Origin of the sequence: Sulfurimonas hydrogeniphila (assembly GCF_009068765.1) — a bacterium.
GTDB lineage: Bacteria > Campylobacterota > Campylobacteria > Campylobacterales > Sulfurimonadaceae > Sulfurimonas > Sulfurimonas hydrogeniphila.
The window spans coordinates 1,265,624-1,288,035 of record NZ_CP035534.1; the positions used below are offsets into that span (position 1 = coordinate 1,265,624).

The following is a 22,412-nucleotide window of genomic DNA, read 5'->3' on the forward strand; positions in this document are numbered from 1 at the left end:
TAATTTCCTAAAATAAAGAGAGAATGAGTTCTTTGCTTTCATTATCTAATTTCTGTACTTTCCCGTCAAAATCAATATATACCAAAAGAATTTCCAATTCAAATATTTTTTCATTTTCTTTATAAATTTCCTGACTCAGTGTAAAGGAAGCTGCTTTCATTGTAACTAGTTTTGTATATATCTCAAGCATATCACCAAGTTTAGCACTTTTATAAAAATCTGCGGTAACTTTACGGGCCACAAAATGCCCGTTTTCCAAAACAGGTGTCATATTTTTTTTAAAAAAAGCTTCACTGCGTGCTCTTTCGCAAAAATTTAAATAGTTTGAATGGTACACGACACCACCGGTGTCTGTATCTTCGTAATAGACTCGTATTTGCACCTTATAACTCCCTATTTATTGGACTTTTTAGCCTCTTCTAAAATATTCGCTCCAAAATTCGCTCCAATTTTAGAAATATTATCTAGTCTTACATCATCATTCTCTTGAATATATTTGGCATAAATTTTTAATGTAATTTGCGGATTTTTATGTCCAAGCATTTTACTGACCCATAAAATATCAATACCTTTGCTTATCATTTGTGATGCAAATGTATGACGCAGATTATACAATGTTCTAACTTTTACGCCACTGTTTTTTAATAACACTTTAAATTGCACAGCAATAATATCGTGCGAATAAAATCGCTTATGAAAACTACTTAAAAACACAAACTCCTGACATCCTGTCAACTGAAATTGTTTTTTTAATGCTATTTCAGCCTGAGGTAATATATCAACATCTCTATCTGATGAATCTGTTTTTGTATCTCCTTCTATTCCATTAACTATCGTTTTACCAATACTTATTTGCTTTTTATCAAAGTCAATATCTTTCCACCTTAAAGCTATAATTTCACCTGGTCTTATCCCTGTTGTATACATAAGAGCAATAAAGTTTCTTAAGTAACCTGTAGCACTTGAAATAATTATTTCCATTTCTTTTTCTGAAAAAGGATTTAAAACCGTCATTTTTTTGCTTTCATCATTATCCTTCTTTTTTGCTAAAACTTTTGGTGATTTAACTTTTCTTACAGGGTTTTTTCTAATGATGTCATTATCTACGGCTTTATCCAGTATAGAGAGAAAGACTGAACGATATTTTTGCACTGTCGAATATTTATATTTTTCCAAAAGTTTATTTTGCCATTTTTCAATTTCTATTGGTTTTATTGATTCTAGTTTTCGGTGATCAAAATATGGTTTTATCTGATTCAAAAAATGTCTATGATTCCGCTTAAATACATGAGGACGAACGGTTCCCTTGTAAACTAAAAAAAATTCTTCAGCCCATTCTTCAACAGTATACTCCTTATTTTCCTCATCTTCAAAATTTTTAATTTTACCTGTAAGAACCTCCACTATCTGAGGAATAATTTCTTTTTTAATGATAAGTAAATTTGAAGGTGTTGCCTTTAACCCAGTAGTTTTTTTCTTCGGAGATTTTCCTTTTTCAAGGACAAACGAAAGTTGCCATATATTATACTTTTCAAATATCGTGAATGTATATTCTAAATAATTCACTTTTTCTCTTTTTTTTGATTTAGCCAACTTTTAGTCCTTGAATTATATTTTGAACAGATGGATGATAAATTTTTTTTTCTGTCTCAAGTTTTTTCTCTTCTTTTTTCCTATTTTTATTTCTTTTGTAATCTAAAATTCCAGATGGTATAAACTCTTTTTTCCCTTTTTCATTTATAAAATAATGTACACCGTCTTGGAATGTTCCATTTTGTATGTAATAATCTATCATTCTATCTGTTTTGCCTAGTAAATTAGCAACCGCTTTTTTAGTAGTAAGTGTTGAAACAGTAAGAAATAGTAACTCTTCTTGTTCTTCCAGCTTTTTCAAAATTAAATATAGAATTTTTTCAGAATTTTCACTCATAATCTTTTCTCCTGTAAAACTGGTATATCTATATTCATATTTTCACCTGTATGCACTTGTACTGTCGTATTACTATTATCATAACGCCCTAAAATAGGACTTGTACGACTTATATCACTTGTACGAGGGGTTTTTATAATTTGTTCATTTCTTTGTAAATTATTATCAGCATCAAGATACTCAATCTCGACAATATTTGGTTTTTGAGGAATTAGGAAATAGACTGATTTATTATTTTGTGTTAATTTCTCTTCTTGCCAGTATCTACCCTTACTGTTTTGTAATGCTTGATTAGATTTATTTCTACTATACCCTGCTTTTTGTAAGTGCTGCATTATTTGTGAGTATGATGGCTTTTGGGATTGTTTTTCGAGAAATTCGATGACTACCTCATTGATCTCAACTATTTCTTGTGTTTCACTTGCCTCTATAAAATCAACTTCTGTTAGTGTATGGTTATCTCCATATTGAAAAGCGATATCAGTTAAATCACCAGTTCTTGCCTTAAAATTTTTAAAAATAAAACTTTGTTTATACTCATTTTTTTGCATAATATAAGCATTTCCAGTATCCTCTTGAAAAGCACTACTTCCTGCATATACAAGCTCTTGCAAATCCTTATTTGGTTTATTAGTATGATGGAGGAAAAGAACTGTTGCTCCTCTAGCTCTTAGTGACTTTAAAACCTCCATCACTTTACTTACATCTCTATTTTTATCTCGGTCGCCTCCAATCATGAAGTTTTTAATCGAGTCAAAGACTACAAGTACATTTTTTAAATTAGTTTTTTTTAATTGATTTATTATTTGTAACATCTGAGCTTTAGTTATTTGACTTTCATGAAAATAACGAAATTTTTTAATCCATTTTTTCTTTAGTTTATGAATGTTTCTTTCTTTAAGTGTAGCTGTTCCATTGTCAGCATCAAAATAGATAATTTGATTAATTCTTTTTTCAAGTAGAAAAATATTACACAGAGCTACACTAATAAGACTTTTTCCACTGCTTGGTGGTGCTGCAAACATTGTAATCTCATTTTTTACGATAAAATTCTGATATAGATACTCAAATTTTGCATTTTCAATTTTTTCATATTCTAAATCGAAACCATCTAAAAAATTATCTAAGTCACTCAAATTTTTTTCAGTTTTTAATTTTAGTTCATTTTGAATAGAAATCATCTCTTTCTCAATTACCATAATGTCATGGTCTTTAATGTAGTCTGATAGTTTTAATTCTTCAAGATACATTAGTCTGGCAACTTTTGCTTCTGTTTTCTTTACTTCTTTTTCTATTTCAGATATACTCTTCCTCATATTTAGTCCTTTTTCTACATTTGGATTAAAAAATTAAAATCATCTGAGTCCTGCCAGACTCAGTGGATTCACCACCTATTTGTCCATTTCCCACCATCTTTATTAAATTTTTATCCCATTTTTTTATCTCCATTTGTTGTTGTTTTTCATATTCTAATTTTTCTTCCTCTTTTATCATCAACACTAAAGCATCTTCAGAATAACTTATGTTTTCATTAAGTTCTAAACCAATTGATCCAACATCTATATAAGCTTTATATTTAGAATTTGTGGAAATATTCATAAAAATATTTATCCATCGCTCTATGAACCATTTGATTGTACTTTCAGAATTAACCAAAGCATTCGAAAGTGAATTTTTTCCTTTTTTCGCATTTTTAAGCATTTTAAACCGTTTATCATACATATATCTATCAACCTCACTACCCACATCATCTATTTTTCTTACTAAATCTTGTCGGTTGGGATTTTTCTGAAATAATTCTCTACAAGACTCCCTAGACCAAAAACAAGCATTTTCAAAAATCACATCAATCAAAAAGATATCTTCCGGATTTACTATTTTTTTTATAAAATATACACTTGCTATCTCCAGTGCTTGCATATATAAACCTTTTCGTATATAATACTGAGATAGTATATAAAATACCATTTGGTATATTATATACCACTATTATTAAATATGTCAAGGATTTTTTTAATATTATGAATATTTCTGACAAAATTAGCTTTATAAGAAAACAATTAAATTTAAATCAAAAGGATTTTGCAAAATTATTAGATGTTACACAAGCAGCTATTAGTCGGTATGAAAAAGGTGATAGAAAACCAGATTTTGCTTTCTTAGAAACATTAATAAAAACTTTAAATATTAATCCTATGTGGCTTTTTCTTGATTATCCAGATATGTATACTAGTATTGAGCTACTTTTTATATCGCAAGAAAATTTAGATTTACTTAAAGATATAAACGCAGCATTAACTCAAAAAGAACTTAATGAAAAACTCACTGAAATTTTAATAGAAGAGATACTATCAAAATTTGAAACATCTGATGAAGAAAAATCACCAATTTATAAATTTTTAGAAGCTCTTAAATTAGAAGGACATATACCTGTCAGACCGTTCTTATTTCTATATTACATTTTTCAGTTCATTCTACAAGATCAAAATAAAGCTTTAATAAAATCTTATAGAAAATATCTTCTTGATATAATATTCTCTTTTAAAACTTTATCATGGAACAATAATCCTGTATTTACTCAAAGAATCAAGAATGAAATATCTGCAAAGTTTGAGCTAGAATTATCTGAAGAAGAGTGTAAAGCTTTAGTTGAAAATGCAAACATAACACTTAAAAAGCTAGAAGGAAAAATGCCAGCGAGCATGATTAAATATCATAGAAATATTAAGCTAAAAGCACTTTTTCCAAGTAAATTCAAAACAAAGTAGTACTCTCAGTGCTATAATATTGGAAATTTTTGAGCCTGTAAACTAAACTGTGTAAATCACCTCCAGCCCATTTAACTACCTTGTATATTTTTCCATAATTTCACTGAAAAATATACAAAGTTGAGGGTAAATTTCACTCCAATTTCTAAGTCCGTTACGATTCCATTTTTCCTGAACCTCCTGAGTTGAGAGATAAAGCACCTTAAAAGCTGCATCAATCGTAGGAAATGAGCCTTTGGATTTTGTGCGTCTTTTAATGCTTGAATTGAGCGATTCAATAGGATTTGTGGTATAAATCAACTTTCTGATCGGCTTAGGATATTTGAAAAAAGTTGCCAGCTCATTCCAGTGATTTGTCCAAGACTGTGTAATATGAGGATACTTATTGCCCCAAATATCATTAAATTCCAAAAGTGCCTCTTGTGCATCTTCTTCAGTAGTTGCTGTATAGATCATTTTTAAATCAGCTGCTACTGCCTTTCTATCCTTCCAAGAGACATAACGAAGTGAACTTCTAATCTGATGGACAATACAACGTTGTATCTCTGCTTTTGGGTAAACAGCCTCAATAGCTTCATTGAAACCGTTAAGTCCGTCTATGGCAAAAATAAGTACATCATCCACACCACGGTTTTTTAGTTCGTTAAGTAGTGAGAGCCAATATTTGCTTGTTTCATTTTCACCAATCCAAATACCTAATATCTCTTTTTTTCCTTCAAGTGTGACTCCTAGCATAATATATGCAGCTATGTTTTTTACAACTCTCTCCACTCTTATTTTGAGCACAGTAGCATCCATAAAGACTATTGGATAGATTGGTTCGAGTGGACGGTTCTGCCACTCTTTTGCTTTCTCTATAATTGTATCGGTGATATTTGAGATTGTTTGTTCTGAAAGTTGATAACCGTAAAGATCATCAAGGTGGTGCTGTATATCTCTGACACTCATCCCTTTAGTATAAAGTGAAAGTATAAGATCTTCACTGCCGTTTAGAAGTGTTTCCCGTTTCTTTACAAGCTGTGGTTCAAAACTTCCATCTCTATCTCGTGGTATTGCAACATCTACATCACCATATTTCGATTTTAGAGTCTTTTTATTTGTACCGTTACGATAGTTGAAGTTATCTGACTTCTGATGCTTCTCGTAACCTAAATGATCATCAAGTTCTACTTCAGTCGCTGTTTGAATTGTTTCTCGAAGAAGAGTTTTAAAATCATCCAATATCCCATCGAGTGAAATCTCTTTGCCTTCTTTTATTTGTCTACGTAGCTCTTCTTTATTTAAAATATCTATCTGTAAATCCTTCAAATAAATTTATCGCTAATAGCAATTTTTAAGCCTATCTGATAAATTAGTTTTTTGGATTTACACAGTTGTTTTTACACCCTCGATAAACCCTATCTTCTTTTATTCCAAATGCTCCCGATTTGAAATATCATTTAAATATTCTTTTAAATCATCATCAATAATATCTTGAATCCATTGTGGTTCTATAATGTGCAAATGAGGTATCCAATATTTAACTATGGGCAGTATCTCCATCTCATGTGTTATCTTAATACTAAACTCCATTGTTCCATCACTATTGAGACACTCAACTATTTGTGTGGAAAGTGGTCTTCGCTTAAAATATTTTGCAGCATTTTCATCAGCATACAATTTTACTTCAAAAGGCTCTGTACTTTTACTAAACCAGATAGATAGAGAGTTTTGAAGTAACTCTTCAAGCTCAGTCTCCACCGCAAAGTGTTTATTCAATCAAATCGGTTGTGAAATATTTTTAAGATAATATTTTCTTAGTTCATCATCTTTTTTTGTAATGAGATACCAAAAGCCCTCATAGTTTGCTATTTTCAAGGGCTGTAAGGTTGTTTTATAAGGCTTTTTACGTTCATTATCATAAATACACTCTATCTCTCTTTTTTCTTTTATGGCTTGTTCTAAGATCTGTATATCTGCTAGTTTATCACTGATATCTTCAATATTGAGTTTTGCATAAATAGGATTAAAATCTTCATTTTTGATTTTTGAGAGAAGTGCATGCGCTCTTGCAGAAAAAGAACCGCCTATGCCCTCTGTGATCTTCTCAAGAATATCCAAGATAATCTCATCTTCTAAAGATCTGCTCTTTTCTATTTTATACCCATCTTGCATCTTCCATTTTTTCTTCTCTTGATAAATTGGAAATGAGACTAAACGCTCATTAAAATCTCTTTGTATGGTTCTTTCACTTGTATTAAACTCTTTTGCAAGTTCTTTCACTGAAAGAGCTTCTCCATCATTTAGTCGTGAAAGAATAGTTGTAAGTCTCGTCAAAATCTTGTCATAGTCGTGTTTATATGCCATTATCTTCTATCCTCATAATTTTGCATATCTTCTTATAATCTTCAATATTATACCCATATATGATTACTTCACATTCAAATGCCACATCTCTATAGAAAAAATTTTTATAAAGTTTTATAACATCAGTTTTATCTAGTCCACCAACACCACAACCCATTAATGGTAAAACTAACTTCATACTATTTGATTTATTTTTAGCATACCAGAGTAGATAATTTTCTATATTTTGTAAAGCTTTTTTAATAATTTCTATCGTTGGATTTTTCTTATTATATTTAACACCTTGATTGTAATTCATTATGGCAACATGCAACGAGTATTTAAAATTATTAGCTTTTCCAGATGATGTAGCGACAACATCTCCTTGCTCCAAATCACTATCAATAGAGATTAATACACTACTCATCTCATTTTGCAATTCAATGCCACAGTGTCTTTTAAAAGCCATAGAAACACCACTACCAAGTATTAACTTCGTATTTGAAGCATTGACAATAAAGTCTGCTTCTTCATTTAGTAAATTTCCTTGTTTTACAACTATTGAATATGGCATACTAGATCTCTACTTTATAATGTGTTGGTACATCAATCTAAGCATCATTTATATAATCATTAAATATATTCTTTCTGACAATACCATTCCTATCCATTTGTTGCAATGCAATAATTCTAAGCTTAGTATTTATCAATGGATATATGTATTTAATAATAAATTCATTATCGAGCAAGTCAATATAATCAATACATAATGTTTCATATTTGGAAATACTTACACTTTTAAATATCTCAATATCATCTATAACTATTATTTCTTTAGATAATCCTCGATTTAGTAATTGCTCCTTAGAATTTTCTTGAGTTAAGACCATTGTGCTTTTTGGATATATATTTGCATATGCTATCATCATTGCTGTTTTACCAGAGGCTGGTCTTCCTGAGAGTAATATTACATTACTTACTGTTGGGTCCATAATTAATCCTTATAATTTTTTGGTATTAGTATCATTTGGTCATTGATTTAAGGTATCTTTCATATCTATAAATCTAGCTTCAAATTTTGGGTTTTTAAGTTTTTTCATTGCTATCAATAGAACTTGTCGGCATTTTTCTTTAGAGATATTTAACTCTTTATCTCCTTTAATTTTAAGTTAAATGATATTTAGTCCTCTTGACATCTTTATGTCTCCTTATGACAAACTTTGTATTTTATAATGCGCATCATATTGATATTTAAATTAAATGCTTTTACTATTAATTTTTTAGCTTTATCTGAAGTAATGATGTCGTTATTTGAATATACAATATGCTGTGTATTTTTAACATCATAAACAACTCTACCCCTTGGAATATCTTCATACTCATAAAGATAAAATTCTTTGTTTTGTGCGGATATTTCATCCTATACTTGATAGTGTGAGAAGTTGCTGTCAATAAAACAATTTATTTCTTTTACTTCATCGGATTTAATAGATTTTAAATATATTTGAGATTTGTGTATCCCAAATACTTCAATCATAATTATTCCTATAACTAAATTTCTTCAATTCTGGCAATAAAGGATACAAAAGGATAAATACGATTTCCGTTTATAAATTCATGCTTATATACTACAGGGTCAATGAACTTCATTGTTCCTATAAAATTTGCTCTATATTTTTCAGCATTATAGCACTCATATTCTTGAAATAATTTATTTACATAGTCATGTGCCTTCATATCTAAAATACTATGTTTTTTATCGCTAAATAAGTATGTAGGCATAATCATCAAAGCTATCTTAAAAACATTAAATTCTTCGTAATTAAAATAATCTCCGATCGTTTTTCTATTAATATCAGAAATTTGTTCAATCGCTTTTTCCCATTCAGAATCTGTATATTTTGCGATAGCATTATTTTTACTATTAAAAGAATGTTTTAGTTCAATTAGATAAATATTATTTCCTTTTGTAGTAGCAATATCTAAAAATCTTTGATTATTTTTTGCTTTTTTAAAGGGTTGTTCCAACCAAATGTTACCTGTATATTTGTGAATTGCTGGAATGATTACAGAATTAACTTGTTTTTCACCATATATGAAAGGAAACTCTCCCCAGTGTTTATAAAATTCTAATGATTCTTCAGCAAATAACTCTATTGTACTATGTAAAAACTTTCTCATACTTCTAATTCCATTGCCATCAACTAATGTATCTTTTGTACTTATCTCAATTATATCATTCATGTTTATCTCCAATTAAATTATGTAACTTCTCCCAAATCCGAACCATTGCCAAAGTATCTAACCGACAATAAGCAAGTAAGTCCTTTTTTATCTCAGCTAATTGATTTTTATCTTTTAGCAAATATAAATTAGCAAAAGTATCCATGGCATCACCACCATTTTGAATACTTCCAAGCTTTTTATAGTCTAGTTCATCATCATCTGGAAACAGTGTTGGTAAAACAACTTTTATGGAGTATTTACCATTAAATTTTGGATGATAGTAATGTTTGTGCTGGAATGGGTATGCAAGGTCTATAAACCTCTCATTTAAAGCTAAAAGTTTATCACTCAAATCTGGAAAGAGTAAAGCCAAGTTTTTAATCTGTGTTATTTCAAATGATTGGTTAAAAGCGATGATTGAACCAGTTGGTGTAATATCTTTAAGCATTTGTTCTGAAAGAGCTCTTCTTGGATCACTATTTTCATCTCCTAAAAACTCTTTATGCTCTAATTTTCCATTTTCATGCAATATATGGAGTGAATACTGAAAAGGCATCTGTGCATAAGGTCGTTGATTGTCAAATCTTGGTATGGCATTTTGAAAAGTCTCAAAATCAAAGAAATTTATAGGATATTCAATCGTGTCTAAAAATTCTTTTATTTTAGGTTTATCTATTTTTATCTTTTGTGACTTATGATGTTGTACCTGTAATGATGCATTGGATCCTAAATGAAAATCATCAGGTATGTCATCTATACTTAGTATTCCTTGTTCATACAGTTTCCACTGCTTTCCCATTGCATACGAGAGATCAAAAACAGAGTTCTTTTTAGGTATATGTGCCCAACAATATGAAATAAAATCACATTGATTTGGACTGCTACAGTGTTTTCCAATATCTATCGCAGGCATTTGATTTTCCAACATTTGCTCATAAATCTGAAGATTTTTCAATACATCTGATTGTTTTTGTAGAACTTCTTGTGTAATATTTACAATTGTAAAGAGCTTTTGTACATCGAGAGCACCATCTCTTACATAATTGTTATTAATATGTACAATATAAGCATTTTTCAGTGAAATAGTTTGAGAAAGAGCATACCATTGAACAGATGCATCATCTATATAGTAATCTTTTACCTCCGTACTTCCCTTCACCTCATAGATATCCCAAGCATCACCATTTTTTACCAAAATATCTGCCATAGCAAAAACACCACCTGCACTAAAAGCAGCTTCATATATAACTTTAGCTCCATTATCTATATGCTCTTGTGTCTTTTCCATCATCCTATTAAAATTGAAATTATCAAACTCAATCTCAACACCATTTGGAAACAACTCTTTTGCCAAATCTCCTACTTCATAACCTTTGTCAAATAAAGACTCTTGCGCTTTATCTGGAGTATCACGGAGTTCTGGTTTGTGTTTGTAGAGCCATAGGAATTTGTGACATTGTAAGCCTCTTATGTATTGGGATTTAGAGAGGGTCATTGTTAAATTCTTTTCAAATTTTTCATCTCTATTTGGAGGCTGTATCTATGAAATCAAGTAGTAACAAATCTTCTTTGTCAGTTTCCCATCCCTCAAAATCGATATCCCATCTTTTTACTAAAAAATCAAGTGATTGTTCACCTCTATCTTTTATTGTACTTGGTGTCCAATTAGAATAGCTTGCAATTTCTATTTCACTATATGACCCATTAAAAAATCCAACCTTGTTACCTTTTTTATCAATATGACTCTTTTTAAAATCAAAACATTTATTTTGAAGTTCAGAGTTTTTTGAACGAGCAAGCAAAACTAAATTTCCGAGGTTATGTAATAGTTTTATTTTCTCTTTTTTAGTATAAGTGTCGAATACTGATTTCCAACATTTATCGTTAGGTGTTTGAGGATAAATATGTTCGATAGTATCTTCTTTTTTACGCTTACTAAAATCAGACCAGTGAACTTTTTGGTTTCCTTTGGCTTTTTTTTGTAAATATAATTCATACTCATACAAAAAATATCTTAATCCATTCCAACTAAAATATCCTTCATCTTTTTCAAAGCGCTCTTTTATGTAACTACTAAACTTATCAAGGTTAAACCAACCATAATAAGTGTACTCATCCCCTTCGCCATCTTCACCATCTGTCAATTGCTCTATAATTTCAATAACTTTCTGTAAAGTTAAATCATCCTTTTTAAAATAGAAATCATTTGCTAGTCTATAAAAATAATTATTCTGAGTATTTGACGATCTTTGAGAAAGTTTAAAAACGAGAAAAATAAATCGTTCAGCTGCTTTCAAAAGAAGTAAAAAATCTTCTTCATCATGCTTGGCCATTGATGCCATAATTAAGGGAGGGAATGCCCCCATTCCTACTCTGTTAAGTTTTTGAAGCCACTCTTTGGTTTCGTCAGTATAGGTAGAAAATTCTGGATTAGAAATATAGAACCAAGACTTAACACTATCTGAAAGGCTATCAATGTACTTTTTGATATCATCAAGTGTTACATTTCCTTCGATTGTTTCCTTCGCCGTAAATTTTTTGTTTAGCAAAAATTTTGCATAAGCATTGGCTTCATTTCTGTCATACTTGAAATACATAATCCAATGGTTCCGTAAAAAATCGTCATCATCCATCGCATTATCTTTATTTTTTCCAAGGTATTCATAGATAGTTTTCCATGTTTCATTAATGTCTTTTCTAAGTCTTGTTCTTAATGATTCATTTACTTCCAACAATGTAGATAAATAAATAAGTCTATTTTTGAGAAGTTCTAAGCTTGACAAAGCCTTACCTCTGTTATTCATAGTTTCAAATGTAACATAAACATCTAGTTCGTCATCAATTTCATACAGATTAAATTTAAACATTGTATTTATTTTTTTAAAGATGGAACCAAGTGCATCTCTATCCAAGTTTTTTAGTTTTTTATGAAAATATTCTTTTGCTCTCTTGAGATTCGCAGTATAGAGAGTTTGCTCTGGCACTTTGTCAGAAGATGATGATTTCTGAGCTAAAATTTTTGTTTTAAAATACTCATCACTAGGATTATCACGTTCATACCCAAAAATATATGATTTATAGTTTTCTCCAAATGCTTGATATAAATATTTCTTTATCCAATATGTTTTTTCATTAAAATTAATACCTTTATCATCTGGAATAAAGTTTAATATTTCATTGATTAAAATAATGGCTGTAGTTAATCTTTGCTGACCATCTATAAGATAAAAGGCTTTAAAACCTCTTTCAAACAGCCACAAATCATCTTTCCATTGTTCATTATTAAGTATATTACTTTTGCTAACCTGTTCAACGGTGAGAAGACCAGTATAATGAATCTTATCATTTTTTAAATTCATTAAATCTTCCCAAAAATCATCCAATTGAATTATTCCCCAAGAATATCCCCGCTGAAAATCAGGTATTCTAAAAAACTTATCATTAAAAATTTCACTGAGAGATAGAAGTTTATTATCTGACATTTATTATTTTCCTTTCATGCTCTAATAATTAAATTTATCTTACCTATTTGTAAATTTATGCATGCTTAATATTAATTTTACAAATTAAATTTATAAAAAGTTATTCATTTCCCGTAGTCAATATTATTAGCAACTATATATTTATTGCCATTTTTTTCAAATCCCGTGAACAAAATACTAGCCTTTACATAACTCTTACTAACTGATTTGTCCGTTGTAGTTCCCCACATAATGTCAGATTCATCGTGAGCATTTTCATGTATTATTTCCATTGCTTCAGCAATATCCTCAATAGAAAAATCAGGATGTATAGTAAAATGTATTAATATGCCTGACATTTTATTTATCAAGTTATATTCCAATGATGAGTTTTCAATCGATCGCCTTATAGCTTCAGCTGCTGAATTTTTGCCATCAAATTCTCCAATACCACTAAATGCTACACCACCATGATTGACAATAACTTCAAAATCAGCCAAATCAAGACTCATATCATTATCTCCACTCGGTAAAACTACTCCGAGCATTCCTTTTACAGCTTTTTTTATTTCATCACTGAACTCTGTATTGTCTATATATGCACATAGCTCTTTCTTGTGTAAATCTGCATCTGCTTGGGTTGTTTCAACTTTTTTCATCAACTTTCTCCTGACACATATTCTCTTAATTTTTTACCAATCTTTGGAGACTTGAGTTTTTTTAAGGCTTGTGCTTCTATTTGTCTCACTCGTTCTCTGGTAATCCCCAATATCTTGGCTATCTCTTCTAGAGTATAATCCCCATTTTTTATTGATTTCATACTATTCTCCCTCCTATTTTATATAAGATATAAGCTTAAACTCGCCATTAATTAAGCCAAAAAACCCATAACATTTTTATGCACTTCATTTTTAACAGCCACTTCATCTTCAAGCCTTTGGATAAAATCTTCAACACTTTTAAGAGGATTAAATCTATTTTGTCTTGCAACAGCTGCAAAATCCCCTGGTGCCAGATTTCTCAAAGATTTTACTTTTTGTTTTTGCATATCTGCAAGTTTTTTAAACCCAAACTCTTTTACATATTCGCTAAAGAGTTTGAGTGATTGTTCTGCTTTGAGATACTCAAACTCTAGTTTTAAATCAAATCGTCTTAGACTTGCTTTATCAAGATTGTCCATCAGGTTTGTGGTGGCTATGAAGATACCATTAAAATTTTCCATCTGCACCAACATCTCATTTACCTGTGTCACTTCCCATGAGTTTTGAGCCTGTGTTCTGTCACTTAAAAAGCTATCTACTTCATCAAAGACAAGTACGGCATCTTCAGCTTCAGCCTCTTTAAAAGCATTAGCAATATTTTGTTCGGTGCCTCCTACCCATTTACTTATGAGGTCACTTCCCTTTTTTATAATACATGGTTTGTTGAGTTGTTTGGCTATATACTTCCCATAAGCACTCTTTCCTGTTCCTGGTGCTCCATAGAGACAAAGCCTTGCGTTTTTACTCTCTTTTATCCCAAGTGTAAGCTTCTCTAAATCTGTACTTGTGTTGATATAGCTCGGATTATAAATATTTTTCGCAATCTCTATGCCACTACCTTTTTCTAACTCTTTATGCCCCTGGGCTTTTAGCGTATTGCTTACAAGATGTATAAATGCATCAGAGTTTTTCTCTTCACCTATAACTTCCAACACTTTAGATGCTCGTGTGATAAGTGCTGGAGCTACATCTTCATGCTCTGCTAATGTCTGAATACTTGCCGTATCAAGATGCCCATTGCTATAACTCTCTATAATTTTTTCCCGTTTAGATTTTGGAGGGATTGGCAACTCTATACTCATATCAAATCTTCTTACAAGTGCAGGGTCTAAGGCATTAATGTTATTAGTAATCCAGATAGTTGGAATTGTATTTGTCTCTAACACTTTGTTAATCCATGCTTTATCTTTTTGACGGCTTGAACTACCAAAAAGCATACTAAAAAAACTACTTCCACCACCTTGAAAGATATCTTCTGCTTCATCATACATTAGAAGTGTCTTTTTATCTCCAAGGAGTGCTTGAGCTAACCTATAGGATTTGAGTCTCTTCTCCCCATCTATAGACTCATCATCTTCATCTGTGTAGCTTACTTCAAAAAGATTAAGTTTGAGTTTTTTAGCCAAGGTTTTAGCAAGTTCAGTTTTTCCTGTTCCAGGTGCGCCATATAGAAGTATGTTGACACCCTCTTGTTTTTGTTTAATACTTTTTTTAAGATAAGGTAGTAACAGATTAATATCTTCTTTGATATGCTCATAATCTTTAAGCTTCAAACTCCCTTTTGAGCATCTACTTACTGATTCTTTGAGCATTACAGATATATCTTCATCCAGATTCAAGAGATTATCTATAAAAGTATCACTAATTGAATCTAGTTTTCTATCGAGTGAATTTGTATTGCGTTTATCTATAAGTACCAAAGAAGATTTGGTAAGTTTAGCTTTTGAAGAGAGCGCTTTTTTTACTTCATCTTTTGGAATATTTAATATGATACTTAAAGCTCTTTTAACTTGTGTCGTATTGAGTTCATGTCCCAAAAGCTCTACAGCATCATCTAAAATCTCATACTGTTTTATTAAAACACTAAACTCTAAAATTTGCTCTTCATAACGATTTAGATTCATCAAAGAGGAGATTTGCGCGATATTTGTTGACAAAATTGGATGTGAAGAGAATCTTTTTTGTTGTTCGAGTTTTTCAAGTTTTTGTGCAAAATATTCTAAGATATCCTCACGCGTAAACTTTTCATTTTCTAAAAACTTATTTCCACCCAAAAAAGCGAAAATATTATCTTTTAAAATATAGTCATCTTTATCGATAAACTCCTTATGTCCTCCCAATTTTAAAAGTATTCGTAGTGTCCATAAGCTTGCCTTATCGATAAGGTTTTTGTCTATATAATCTTCTTTATTTATCTCTAATGTATATCTTCTTTGTTCTCTTTTTCTTATAGTTTTCATCATCTACTCCTCATATTTTATAAAGAAGTATATGATTACATTATGACAGCTTTATGTCTGGAAGATAAAAGCTTAAAAGGACTACTCATTTTTTTAATATCTTAAATATCTATTGTGCAATAATTAGGGATGTCGTTATACTTATTGGTACCAGGGTTATAAATAGTTGTATTGAAAAGTGTATCCATAGATTTAATAGGTTTGTGCATATGACCACAAAGTAATATTTTGGGATTTATTATTTTATTTTTAATTGCATTGTATAATTCCTTATCTCCCCAGTCATTATCCTTTTTGTTCATTGAAGTTTTTGTGTTAGCAGGTGGTACATGAGTAATGATAACATCACATTCATCAAACTCAAAGTAACCATCAGCACCAATGTATGGGTAGCAACCAAACTTTAAATTATCTATGGTTGTAATTGTATTATCAGGATAATAATTTGAAGTGTCTATTCTATTTAGCCAGTCTTCATTATCTAGTTCACCTATATCGTGATTGCCACTACATGTAAAAAGTGGTTTTTGAAACTTTTTAATCCAAGTTGTTATCCAATTAATTTGCTCCAGAAGCGTTTCATTTTTTGAGCTTTCTAGAAAATCTCCACTGATACAAAACATATCAAAGTTTTTTTGTTGTAGCGCTATCCATTCAAACCATTTTTTATTAAAATGTAAATCTGTAGTGTGTAAAATTTTCATTAACAACCTTGTTTTTTATAGCAATGTTAAACGGTCACCTATGTCCGTTGCATATTATTTCATAATGCGCATCATATTCAAATAATACATTCGCAGATGATAAATCAAAAGCATTGATGATGAAAGATTTTGATTCATTTGAGTTAATAATATCCTCATTAGAATATACAATATACTGTTTATTGTCTACATCATAAACAACTCTACCTCTTGGTACCTCTTCATATTCATAAAGATAAAAATCTTTGTTTTGTAAGGAGATTTCATCCCATACCTGATAGTGTGAAAAGTTACTATCAATGAATCCATTAATTACTTTTACGGCATCTATTTTAACAGTTTTAAAGTAGATTTTAGAATTGTAAATCCAAAATATTCCTATCATCTATTACACTGTTTTTATCAAATCATCAATATAGTTTTCCGCCTTCCCTTTAGAAAAAATATCAGTAATATGAACTAATTTTATTTTTGCCTGTTTGTACCATCCTTCATATCCTTTTTTAACTTGTTTATCATCAAAACAATCAATTTCAATATCAAGCCATTTGTCATATTCTATAGCATCCTTTTTATAATTACTCCATCCTTCTGTAAATTGTAATATTTCATCAACATAGTGGTTACCATCAGAGTCGTCTAATTTAATATTTTGTGAATCTATTGGTGAATAAACTCCCAAAATACAAAGCAGGGGAGTATTTAAATTAATATTTGCATCTAATAGTTTTAAAAAATTTGCATAATCAACATCTTCTTCATCATAGCATACACTAATTACAAAAGTAAAGCCTACCACCTTTTCTTTATATAAACCATAACAATTTAAGTAGTACCAATCCTCTCCATCAAAAAAACTTGTATAATCTGCATAGTCTTCTTTTGCATTTTTATTCCCTTTTTCCCATTTTTTCCATTGCTCAAAATCATTTTTAGATTCTAACCTCTCACTCATAATATTAAATGCTTTTCTTATATCTTTATTGATTAATCTAAAAGCATTCAGAATGTCTGTAATTTGTTTTTTTTCATTTGTTTTCATAAAATCCTCCTGTAGTAATTTCTATGTCATACTCTTTTTTATAGTGAAAACCTTTCCAGTATTCAAAGCCCTTAAAATCTAAATATTCAATTATTTTATGTATTACTTTCTTTTCTATACCTTCAAGATTTTGAATTTTTTGTAAATATTCATTAAATTCATCCCAATGAATATGATAAATTTTGTTTAAACAATTTTTACTGCTACTATTACTTTCTTTAATATATTTCATACTTTGATAGTCAGCAGTTAAATAAATAATAAAATCACTTTTTTGTTTATCAATTTCTATTTCTAAATATCTAGCCAATTGACCATTTTCCTGATATTCCTTTACATCATCGGAACTATTTTCTTCCATTGCTTTATCTTTATTGTTATGTTCATGACTAAAATATTTTACTTCAATAATAAAAAATGTTCCATCATCTAATTTTACTAGAATATCCGGTTCCCCAATATTTTTAAAGTGTTTCCATAATTGAACAGTCTTTATTTTCTTATCTTTTATTTTATTTGCAACCTTCTCGTTCTTTTCATTTTTAGCTATTGATATAACATTCAATAAGTGCTTATACTCAATTAATTCAAGTACCCCAAATACATTGGAAGTTAGAATATCTTCCCATGTTTCAAGTTTTGGGATTTTATTATTCATTTCTGCATCAATCATCAATATCCTTTAACTATTACAGTCATTTTATTTTAGCCCAGTAAAGAAAATAGTAACTTTAGCATAGTCTTTATTAAGAGCTTCATCAGTAGTTGTCCCCCAAGCTATATCGACTTTATAGTCAATATTTTCGTGTATAATACTCACTGCTTCAGGAATATTCATCAGAGAAAATAAATCATACCTTGTCTAATATGTTTTATTAAGAAACATCCCTAAAATTACAACTAGGTACTCTAGAAATTATAACTGGCAATTCAGGAAGCCTATCATCAATCTTTTTATATTTTTGGTTTTCTCTATGTCTACAGCGTATTCCAATACCTAAAGCAACCTGCCATATAACAAACTTACAATATTTACAATCACTTGACAGCATTTTCATCCCCTTCGAAAGTATATTGAATATCTTTCTATCAGATCTCTATACAAATTAAATTTTTATTTATAACATAAAACTAAAAAATGTTCCTTTTTTATACAAGAGTGCTACCTCTAGCTACAAGATTGATTCATTGTTACCATAATCACATATCAAACTTCATCCTCATTGTCATCTGCATAGAGGTAGTCTGTCGTAGCCTCTTTGTACCAAAAATATAATGTCATCGTAACCCCAACAAATGCCATAAAATATACAATATACTCCACCATGTTTTCTCCTTTTGTTGTCTATACTATTTCAGTAGTAAAACTCCCTTCATCATAAAAAGAGACGATTTTTTTATCCTTACCTATATACTCAACATTATAGGACTCTTGAATCTCCCTCTTATAAAAAGCTCTTAACTCATGGGTCAACTCTATAAAGATACATTTTTCAAGCTCTTGCTCATACTCTTTACTGACTCCTGCAAGCATAAAGAGTGTAAAATCATCCTCTTGGAGCTGTACAAACAATTCAGTAGGGAGTTGTGTCGGGTTATTTAGATTTGAGAAGTTTTTTATGATCTGTATTACTTCCCTGTGCGCTTCTTTGAGTGGTTTTTTGATAGTAATATCTTCAACTCTAAACTCAATAAAACTGTTTGTTTTTTCATTCGTATATAAAAACTGCATCTGTTTAAAAAAACCTCCTCATATATCTGCTATGCATTAAAAGAGCCATCCAAACTTCTCATCAAGATAGGTTCTAAAATCTTCAAATATATCAAATATTGCTACCGCAAGAACAATAAGAACAAAAGCTGTAAATAAAAGCACTTCTGTATATTCATGAAAATATATTCCTATAACAATTGGTCCCACTACAACTATACTCATTGTAAGCAGTGTTATATGATCTTCATACTTATCAAGTATGCCACTTGCAACAACTATCTTTTCAAATCCAAATATTAAAATTGCTGTTGTAAAAATATTCATAAAAAAATCAAAACCGGTGATGTAGGGGTGATTAATACCCAAGCGTGTTAATCCTTCATTATAATCAAAAAGCATTGTCTCAAATCCAACCATTTCTCTTCTCTCCTTCTTTTTTTATTGTAGCTCGCACTCATCGGCACGAATCATTAAAGAGTCATGAATAAAATAACTCTTATGCACTCTCCAACCCTCTGCTTTAGAGACACTGTATTTTTGTACACCACCATAAGCACCACCACCACTTCTGCAAGTAAGTGTATTTCCATATTCAAAAGCTTTCAAATTACTCTTGGCATCACTATATGATGCGTAAGCATCATATACTATCAGGACTAATACCAATATGAACAGTCCATAAAGCGGTGCTATCTCCTCTCGCATTTTAAAACTTATCAGCATTAAAAACACCAAGAAAAAAAATCCACCATAATTAAAATACTCAAACATCTTTGTTTACTCCTTATTTTTGTTTTATTATTTTTTCTTGATCTGTAACACTTCACACAAACTATTGGCAATAATAGCGTCCCCATTGCTAAAGTGGTTGGTATCAAGCAGATACCACCCTTTGGCTTTAGAGATGATACGCTTGAGTCCAGCAGCTTGACAAGAGAGGGCTCTGTTTGCATTGAAGGCTGTAATATTATTATGGATTTTATGTTTTGTGTCAGTTGCATCCCAAACAAGCATAAAGAGTAAAAGAGCAGAAGCGCCATACATAAAATAGGGAGCTTTAAAGTTTGTACCTTTTGCTTGCTTTTCTCCTATTGCATAAAACGTCAATAAAAGAGTGACAAATATAACCAAAAGCAGCATCACCCCAAAAAATGGATTGATATACTCAAACATCTTCGCCCTCCTCCTCAAAGTGTTCTAATTCTAAAGCTTCTACATTGGCAATTGCATTACCGGCAATGCCTTTTATATTTCCATACATATTGGTAGTATTGAGCAGTACGGTATCGATCTGTTTTTGTTGTCGACTCCAGCTTGCCATAACAGAGCGTTTTTGCTTGTTGAGTTCTTCTTGCATCGCCATAAAACCAGATACTATTGCCTGGAGTTGCATACTAAACTCATTGCCGCTAAAGTAGTTATACAGCAGTGTCATCTTATCTGTTTTATTCTCCTGGCTTTTTGCAGCCATATAACTTGCAATAATTCCCTCTCTAATTAGAGCAGCACTCCCTTTAAACTCATCGTAAGAGCAAACCCAGATACCATCAATAAATCCCATCTGCTCCATACCCTTTGGTTTGGCGGCAGTGACTAAGACTCCAACATCGGCTTTGGCATCAAGCATATCGGATTTGAGTTTGGCAATCCAATCATTGGAGAAGGTTTTGGTATTTTTAGACTCATAACAGATTTTTCCACAGTTTGTAAAATCAGGGGTGTTGATGGTTTGGATACAATCAGCTCCAAAGGCTCCTTTTTTTATCTCTGTTATTTCATCATATTTAAATGTGAGGCTAAGATACTCCTCTATACTTTTTTCCTGTGCTTCACCCTGGAGTTGTTGACTCCCCTGCTCTGCTTTGCGTTTGGCATCTTCAAGCTGTTTTTTAATCTGGTCTAACTGCTCCTCTTTGGCTTTGAGTTTCATCTCATTTGCCTGGGCTGCCTCCTCGATTGCTTTTTGGCGTTCTAGTTGGATTTTTTTATTAAGCTCAATTTGTGCTTCAGCTTTTATTTTAGAGGAGAGTTCCTCCTTTTCTCGCTCTAGTTGGGCCACCTTTGCTTTTTGCAAATTGAGCTCCTGGAGCTGTTTGGACTTTTGGTCGAGTTCGCTTTGGAGCTGTTTGAGTTGCAGAGCGTTCTCCTCTAAAAGGTTTTTCTTGATACTCTCTGTGAGTTCGTACTGCATTTTTGTCTTCTCTTTGCTTAGTGTTTGACTAAGTGCCTCTTGGAGTTTATGCTCAAAGGCTGCTTCTTTTTCCTCGATTGCCTCTTTTTGGGCAGAGAGGTTTTGCATCGCAAGTTTATATTTCTTGCGCTCACTCTCCCTGTCTACATCAAACTTTGTTTGAAGTTTGGAGTAGAGTGCTTCTTCTATGTTAATTTCACTGCCACAGTTTGGGCACTTAATTGTTGCTGCTGTATTCATAAGTTTTTTCTCCTCTTTCTTTGTAATACTCATCTTTTGTGTAGTTTTTATATTTTTTAACAAATGCCTCCAGGGCTGCTATTGATATATCCTCTATACTCATATCTGAACTCTCTGCTAAGTGTTTGAGTTGTTCATAGAGCTCTTTTGGCAGGGTAAATTCTATCTCTTCATCTTTCATTGATACACTCCTTGTAGCCTTTTTTATACTTTTGTTGGAGTTTGCTTTGCAGGTGGGTGTAGGCCTCTTTATAGCTTTTATAATACTCCTCAATTACCCGTGTTGGTTTAGGGCGTTTAAGCGAGCCGTACTCTTTAGAAAAAATAAACTCACCAAAGAGGTTAAGCATCAGTGAGAGTTTGTAGTATCTGATTTTATGGTTAACCTCTCTGTAGAGGGTGATCCTATAATGCTTGTTGCTTTGGTTTAGGATATCAGCGCTCATACTATTATCTCCTCTCACACCCATCTGCTCGAATCATTAAGGAGTCTTTTACGAAATAATACCCATCAACACTCCAGCCATCTTTTTTACTGACACGGTAGAGGTTTTCACTGTTTTTACAGACAAATACACTTTTATGCAAAAATGCTTTTGTATTTGCAATAGCATCCTCTTTATTGTTATATGCAACCACAAAAATAGATATGATTGCAGTAATTGCTATTGTATGTATCACTTTTAAAAGAGATGGTTTTGAACCATCCAAACTCAGACTTCCATAGAATACATATATGGTTAGAATCAACAATATAACGGCTTTTATCATCTCCTGATCTATAAATGCAAACATATTTTTCCTCTCTTT

The 22,412-nt window shown here is 31.0% G+C and carries 29 protein-coding genes; 1 reads left to right on the plus strand and 28 read right to left on the minus strand.

Annotated features, from left to right (window positions below; all coding sequences use genetic code 11):
- Positions 1 to 7 precede the first annotated feature (7 nt).
- The 5 genes from ETP70_RS06710 to ETP70_RS06730 are packed head-to-tail and all read right to left on the minus strand — an operon-like array spanning position 8 to position 3,850.
- Positions 8 to 382 (minus strand): YbgC/FadM family acyl-CoA thioesterase, encoded by a 375-nt coding sequence (locus ETP70_RS06710; RefSeq protein ID WP_151900458.1) that lies wholly within the window; start codon positions 380 to 382, stop codon positions 8 to 10.
- A gap of 11 nt (positions 383 to 393) precedes the next feature.
- The gene (locus ETP70_RS06715) at positions 394 to 1,593 is read right to left on the minus strand and encodes a tyrosine-type recombinase/integrase (RefSeq protein ID WP_230973234.1); all 1,200 of its coding nucleotides are present in this window, start codon (positions 1,591 to 1,593) and stop codon (positions 394 to 396) included.
- Positions 1,586 to 1,930, minus strand: coding sequence for a hypothetical protein (locus ETP70_RS06720; protein WP_151900459.1), 345 nt, complete (start codon positions 1,928 to 1,930; stop codon positions 1,586 to 1,588). The genes ETP70_RS06715 and ETP70_RS06720 overlap by 8 nt, the downstream gene beginning before the upstream one ends.
- Positions 1,927 to 3,246, minus strand: coding sequence for an AAA family ATPase (locus ETP70_RS06725; protein WP_151900460.1), 1,320 nt, complete (start codon positions 3,244 to 3,246; stop codon positions 1,927 to 1,929). Before ETP70_RS06725 ends, ETP70_RS06720 begins: the two co-directional genes overlap by 4 nt.
- A gap of 25 nt (positions 3,247 to 3,271) precedes the next feature.
- Positions 3,272 to 3,850, minus strand: coding sequence for a hypothetical protein (locus ETP70_RS06730; RefSeq protein ID WP_151900461.1), 579 nt, complete (start codon positions 3,848 to 3,850; stop codon positions 3,272 to 3,274).
- A 101-nt stretch (positions 3,851 to 3,951) separates the two neighbouring features.
- Here ETP70_RS06730 and ETP70_RS06735 point away from each other — a divergent pair, with 101 nt between their 5' ends.
- Complete coding sequence (locus ETP70_RS06735) at positions 3,952 to 4,698, plus strand: helix-turn-helix domain-containing protein (RefSeq protein ID WP_151900462.1); 747 nt, start codon at positions 3,952 to 3,954, stop codon at positions 4,696 to 4,698.
- A gap of 75 nt (positions 4,699 to 4,773) precedes the next feature.
- Here ETP70_RS06735 and ETP70_RS06740 read toward each other — a convergent pair whose 3' ends face one another.
- The 23 genes from ETP70_RS06740 to ETP70_RS06850 form a co-directional block, all read right to left on the minus strand.
- Positions 4,774 to 5,991, minus strand: coding sequence for an IS256 family transposase (locus tag ETP70_RS06740; RefSeq protein ID WP_151901526.1), 1,218 nt, complete (start codon positions 5,989 to 5,991; stop codon positions 4,774 to 4,776).
- 114 nt (positions 5,992 to 6,105) lie between these two features.
- Entirely contained in the window at positions 6,106 to 6,438 is a 333-nt protein-coding gene (locus tag ETP70_RS12870; RefSeq protein WP_488356350.1) for a WYL domain-containing protein, read from the minus strand.
- Between the two features lie 18 nt (positions 6,439 to 6,456).
- Positions 6,457 to 7,044, minus strand: a complete 588-nt coding sequence (locus tag ETP70_RS12875) for a helix-turn-helix transcriptional regulator (protein ID WP_488356351.1) — start codon at positions 7,042 to 7,044, stop codon at positions 6,457 to 6,459.
- Positions 7,034 to 7,597, minus strand: coding sequence for a macro domain-containing protein (locus tag ETP70_RS06750; protein ID WP_151900463.1), 564 nt, complete (start codon positions 7,595 to 7,597; stop codon positions 7,034 to 7,036). The genes ETP70_RS12875 and ETP70_RS06750 overlap by 11 nt, the downstream gene beginning before the upstream one ends.
- Positions 7,598 to 7,634: 37 nt before the next feature.
- Positions 7,635 to 8,015, minus strand: a complete 381-nt coding sequence (locus tag ETP70_RS06755; RefSeq protein WP_151900464.1) for a DnaB-like helicase C-terminal domain-containing protein — start codon at positions 8,013 to 8,015, stop codon at positions 7,635 to 7,637.
- Positions 8,016 to 8,574: 559 nt separating this feature from the next.
- Entirely contained in the window at positions 8,575 to 9,267 is a 693-nt protein-coding gene (locus tag ETP70_RS06760; RefSeq protein ID WP_151900465.1) for a hypothetical protein, read from the minus strand.
- Positions 9,260 to 10,744, minus strand: coding sequence for a DUF2779 domain-containing protein (locus ETP70_RS06765; RefSeq protein ID WP_151900466.1), 1,485 nt, complete (start codon positions 10,742 to 10,744; stop codon positions 9,260 to 9,262). Before ETP70_RS06765 ends, ETP70_RS06760 begins: the two co-directional genes overlap by 8 nt.
- Positions 10,745 to 10,772: 28 nt before the next feature.
- Positions 10,773 to 12,731 (minus strand): DUF262 domain-containing protein, encoded by a 1,959-nt coding sequence (locus tag ETP70_RS06770; protein ID WP_151900467.1) that lies wholly within the window; start codon positions 12,729 to 12,731, stop codon positions 10,773 to 10,775.
- Between the two features lie 104 nt (positions 12,732 to 12,835).
- Complete coding sequence (locus ETP70_RS06775; RefSeq protein WP_151900468.1) at positions 12,836 to 13,369, minus strand: FtsZ/tubulin family protein; 534 nt, start codon at positions 13,367 to 13,369, stop codon at positions 12,836 to 12,838.
- Complete coding sequence (locus ETP70_RS06780; protein WP_151900469.1) at positions 13,369 to 13,530, minus strand: sigma factor-like helix-turn-helix DNA-binding protein; 162 nt, start codon at positions 13,528 to 13,530, stop codon at positions 13,369 to 13,371. The genes ETP70_RS06775 and ETP70_RS06780 overlap by 1 nt, the downstream gene beginning before the upstream one ends.
- A 51-nt stretch (positions 13,531 to 13,581) precedes the next feature.
- A complete protein-coding gene (locus tag ETP70_RS06785) occupies positions 13,582 to 15,711 on the minus strand; it encodes an AAA family ATPase (RefSeq protein WP_230973235.1) in 2,130 nt (709 codons plus the stop codon).
- A gap of 101 nt (positions 15,712 to 15,812) precedes the next feature.
- Positions 15,813 to 16,415: a metallophosphoesterase family protein gene (locus ETP70_RS06790; protein ID WP_230973236.1), complete on the minus strand. Its 603-nt coding sequence runs from the start codon at positions 16,413 to 16,415 to the stop codon at positions 15,813 to 15,815.
- Between the two features lie 34 nt (positions 16,416 to 16,449).
- Complete coding sequence (locus tag ETP70_RS06795; protein WP_151900471.1) at positions 16,450 to 16,800, minus strand: hypothetical protein; 351 nt, start codon at positions 16,798 to 16,800, stop codon at positions 16,450 to 16,452.
- Positions 16,801 to 16,803: 3 nt separating this feature from the next.
- Positions 16,804 to 17,457, minus strand: coding sequence for a hypothetical protein (locus ETP70_RS06800; protein ID WP_151900472.1), 654 nt, complete (start codon positions 17,455 to 17,457; stop codon positions 16,804 to 16,806).
- Positions 17,444 to 18,130: a hypothetical protein gene (locus ETP70_RS06805; RefSeq protein ID WP_151900473.1), complete on the minus strand. Its 687-nt coding sequence runs from the start codon at positions 18,128 to 18,130 to the stop codon at positions 17,444 to 17,446. Before ETP70_RS06805 ends, ETP70_RS06800 begins: the two co-directional genes overlap by 14 nt.
- A gap of 672 nt (positions 18,131 to 18,802) precedes the next feature.
- Positions 18,803 to 19,189 carry a hypothetical protein gene (locus ETP70_RS06815; protein ID WP_151900475.1) on the minus strand — a complete coding sequence of 129 codons (387 nt, stop codon included), beginning with the start codon at positions 19,187 to 19,189 and terminating at the stop codon, positions 18,803 to 18,805.
- 36 nt (positions 19,190 to 19,225) lie between these two features.
- A complete protein-coding gene (locus ETP70_RS06820) occupies positions 19,226 to 19,588 on the minus strand; it encodes a hypothetical protein (RefSeq protein ID WP_151900476.1) in 363 nt (120 codons plus the stop codon).
- 21 nt (positions 19,589 to 19,609) lie between these two features.
- Complete coding sequence (locus ETP70_RS06825; RefSeq protein WP_151900477.1) at positions 19,610 to 19,942, minus strand: hypothetical protein; 333 nt, start codon at positions 19,940 to 19,942, stop codon at positions 19,610 to 19,612.
- Between the two features lie 27 nt (positions 19,943 to 19,969).
- Positions 19,970 to 20,344 (minus strand): hypothetical protein, encoded by a 375-nt coding sequence (locus tag ETP70_RS06830; RefSeq protein ID WP_151899645.1) that lies wholly within the window; start codon positions 20,342 to 20,344, stop codon positions 19,970 to 19,972.
- Positions 20,337 to 21,602, minus strand: a complete 1,266-nt coding sequence (locus tag ETP70_RS06835) for a DUF2130 domain-containing protein (RefSeq protein WP_151899644.1) — start codon at positions 21,600 to 21,602, stop codon at positions 20,337 to 20,339. Before ETP70_RS06835 ends, ETP70_RS06830 begins: the two co-directional genes overlap by 8 nt.
- The gene (locus ETP70_RS06840) at positions 21,580 to 21,783 is read right to left on the minus strand and encodes a hypothetical protein (RefSeq protein WP_151899643.1); all 204 of its coding nucleotides are present in this window, start codon (positions 21,781 to 21,783) and stop codon (positions 21,580 to 21,582) included. The genes ETP70_RS06835 and ETP70_RS06840 overlap by 23 nt, the downstream gene beginning before the upstream one ends.
- The gene (locus ETP70_RS06845) at positions 21,773 to 22,048 is read right to left on the minus strand and encodes a molybdenum metabolism regulator (RefSeq protein ID WP_151900478.1); all 276 of its coding nucleotides are present in this window, start codon (positions 22,046 to 22,048) and stop codon (positions 21,773 to 21,775) included. The genes ETP70_RS06840 and ETP70_RS06845 overlap by 11 nt, the downstream gene beginning before the upstream one ends.
- Positions 22,049 to 22,052: 4 nt before the next feature.
- A complete protein-coding gene (locus tag ETP70_RS06850) occupies positions 22,053 to 22,397 on the minus strand; it encodes a hypothetical protein (protein WP_151900479.1) in 345 nt (114 codons plus the stop codon).
- Positions 22,398 to 22,412: the final 15 nt, after the last annotated feature.

What these genes read in the sequence shown, in the direction of transcription:
- ETP70_RS06800 (WP_151900472.1), bottom strand. Translation starts at nt 17,457, where the DNA reads ATGAAAACAAATGAAAAAAAACAAATTACAGACATTCTGAATGCTTTT.
- ETP70_RS06820 (WP_151900476.1), bottom strand. Translation starts at nt 19,588, where the DNA reads ATGGTTGGATTTGAGACAATGCTTTTTGATTATAATGAAGGATTAACA.
- ETP70_RS06795 (WP_151900471.1), bottom strand. Translation starts at nt 16,800, where the DNA reads ATGATAGGAATATTTTGGATTTACAATTCTAAAATCTACTTTAAAACT.
- ETP70_RS06780 (WP_151900469.1), bottom strand. Translation starts at nt 13,530, where the DNA reads ATGAAATCAATAAAAAATGGGGATTATACTCTAGAAGAGATAGCCAAG.
- ETP70_RS06765 (WP_151900466.1), bottom strand. Translation starts at nt 10,744, where the DNA reads ATGACCCTCTCTAAATCCCAATACATAAGAGGCTTACAATGTCACAAA.
- ETP70_RS06755 (WP_151900464.1), bottom strand. Translation starts at nt 8,015, where the DNA reads ATGGACCCAACAGTAAGTAATGTAATATTACTCTCAGGAAGACCAGCC.
- ETP70_RS06720 (WP_151900459.1), bottom strand. Translation starts at nt 1,930, where the DNA reads ATGAGTGAAAATTCTGAAAAAATTCTATATTTAATTTTGAAAAAGCTG.
- ETP70_RS06825 (WP_151900477.1), bottom strand. Translation starts at nt 19,942, where the DNA reads ATGTTTGAGTATTTTAATTATGGTGGATTTTTTTTCTTGGTGTTTTTA.
- ETP70_RS06850 (WP_151900479.1), bottom strand. Translation starts at nt 22,397, where the DNA reads ATGTTTGCATTTATAGATCAGGAGATGATAAAAGCCGTTATATTGTTG.
- ETP70_RS06730 (WP_151900461.1), bottom strand. Translation starts at nt 3,850, where the DNA reads ATGCAAGCACTGGAGATAGCAAGTGTATATTTTATAAAAAAAATAGTA.
- ETP70_RS06815 (WP_151900475.1), bottom strand. Translation starts at nt 19,189, where the DNA reads ATGCAGTTTTTATATACGAATGAAAAAACAAACAGTTTTATTGAGTTT.
- ETP70_RS12875 (WP_488356351.1), bottom strand. Translation starts at nt 7,044, where the DNA reads ATGGCATATAAACACGACTATGACAAGATTTTGACGAGACTTACAACT.
- ETP70_RS06735 (WP_151900462.1), top strand. Translation starts at nt 3,952, where the DNA reads ATGAATATTTCTGACAAAATTAGCTTTATAAGAAAACAATTAAATTTA.
- ETP70_RS06750 (WP_151900463.1), bottom strand. Translation starts at nt 7,597, where the DNA reads ATGCCATATTCAATAGTTGTAAAACAAGGAAATTTACTAAATGAAGAA.
- ETP70_RS06790 (WP_230973236.1), bottom strand. Translation starts at nt 16,415, where the DNA reads ATGAAAATTTTACACACTACAGATTTACATTTTAATAAAAAATGGTTT.
- ETP70_RS06760 (WP_151900465.1), bottom strand. Translation starts at nt 9,267, where the DNA reads ATGAATGATATAATTGAGATAAGTACAAAAGATACATTAGTTGATGGC.
- ETP70_RS06805 (WP_151900473.1), bottom strand. Translation starts at nt 18,130, where the DNA reads ATGATTGATGCAGAAATGAATAATAAAATCCCAAAACTTGAAACATGG.
- ETP70_RS06770 (WP_151900467.1), bottom strand. Translation starts at nt 12,731, where the DNA reads ATGTCAGATAATAAACTTCTATCTCTCAGTGAAATTTTTAATGATAAG.
- ETP70_RS06830 (WP_151899645.1), bottom strand. Translation starts at nt 20,344, where the DNA reads ATGTTTGAGTATATCAATCCATTTTTTGGGGTGATGCTGCTTTTGGTT.
- ETP70_RS06840 (WP_151899643.1), bottom strand. Translation starts at nt 21,783, where the DNA reads ATGAAAGATGAAGAGATAGAATTTACCCTGCCAAAAGAGCTCTATGAA.
- ETP70_RS06845 (WP_151900478.1), bottom strand. Translation starts at nt 22,048, where the DNA reads ATGAGCGCTGATATCCTAAACCAAAGCAACAAGCATTATAGGATCACC.
- ETP70_RS06775 (WP_151900468.1), bottom strand. Translation starts at nt 13,369, where the DNA reads ATGAAAAAAGTTGAAACAACCCAAGCAGATGCAGATTTACACAAGAAA.
- ETP70_RS06835 (WP_151899644.1), bottom strand. Translation starts at nt 21,602, where the DNA reads ATGAATACAGCAGCAACAATTAAGTGCCCAAACTGTGGCAGTGAAATT.
- ETP70_RS06725 (WP_151900460.1), bottom strand. Translation starts at nt 3,246, where the DNA reads ATGAGGAAGAGTATATCTGAAATAGAAAAAGAAGTAAAGAAAACAGAA.
- ETP70_RS06785 (WP_230973235.1), bottom strand. Translation starts at nt 15,711, where the DNA reads ATGAAAACTATAAGAAAAAGAGAACAAAGAAGATATACATTAGAGATA.